Below are 773 nucleotides of genomic sequence, written 5' to 3'. Positions count from 1 at the left end.
GCTTTGGGGCAATCGCTCCGGCAGATCGCGGCTCACCTTGGTCGTGCGCCGTCCACTGTCAGTCGGGAGTTGGACCGCAATGGCGGGCGTGATGGTTACCGTGCGAGCCACGCTGATCAGCAAGCCTGGGATCGCGCACGCCGCCCGAAGCTCTGCAAGCTCCGCAAGCATCGAGGCCTGGCCCGGCTGGTCGCCGACAAGTTGCAACACCAGTGGTCGCCGGTGCAGATTGCAGGCTGGCTCAAGCAGCGATCGGGCGGCCAAGAGGAGCATCAGGTGTCGCACGAGACCATCTATCGCAGCCTCTTCATTCAGGCTCGCGGGGCCTTAAAAAAGGAGCTCATGGCGCATTTGCGCCATACGCGAGCGATGCGCCGCTCCCGCCATCACACGCAGAAGACGGCGAACCACGGACAGCTCACGGACATGGTCTCGATCCGCGAGCGACCCGCCGACGTCGAAGACCGTGCCTTGCCAGGCCACTGGGAAGGCGATCTGTTGATGGGAAGCCATAACAGCCAGATCGCCACGCTCGTCGAGCGTCACACACGCTACGTCATGCTGGTGAAGGTCGATGGGCGGGATACGCGAACGGTCATTGATGCTCTCATCAAGCACTCCCACAAACTGCCCCGCGAACTCTACAAATCACTGACCTGGGATCGCGGCAAGGAGATGGCTGACCACCGGCGCTTTACCTTGGCGACCGATATCCAGGTCTACTTCTGCGATCCGCAACATCCGTGGCAACGTGGCTCGAACGAGAACACGAA

The 773-nt window shown here is 62.0% G+C and carries 1 protein-coding gene; it reads left to right on the top strand.

Going from position 1 to position 773, the window contains the following annotated elements:
- Window positions 1–773 (top strand): IS30 family transposase (locus JHD67_RS21385; protein WP_199101157.1); only part of this gene is annotated, 773 nt, incomplete at both ends.

The organism is Dyella sp. ASV21 (assembly GCF_016428975.1).
Lineage (GTDB): Bacteria > Pseudomonadota > Gammaproteobacteria > Xanthomonadales > Rhodanobacteraceae > Dyella.
This window is presented reverse-complemented; position numbering and strand designations above follow the sequence as displayed.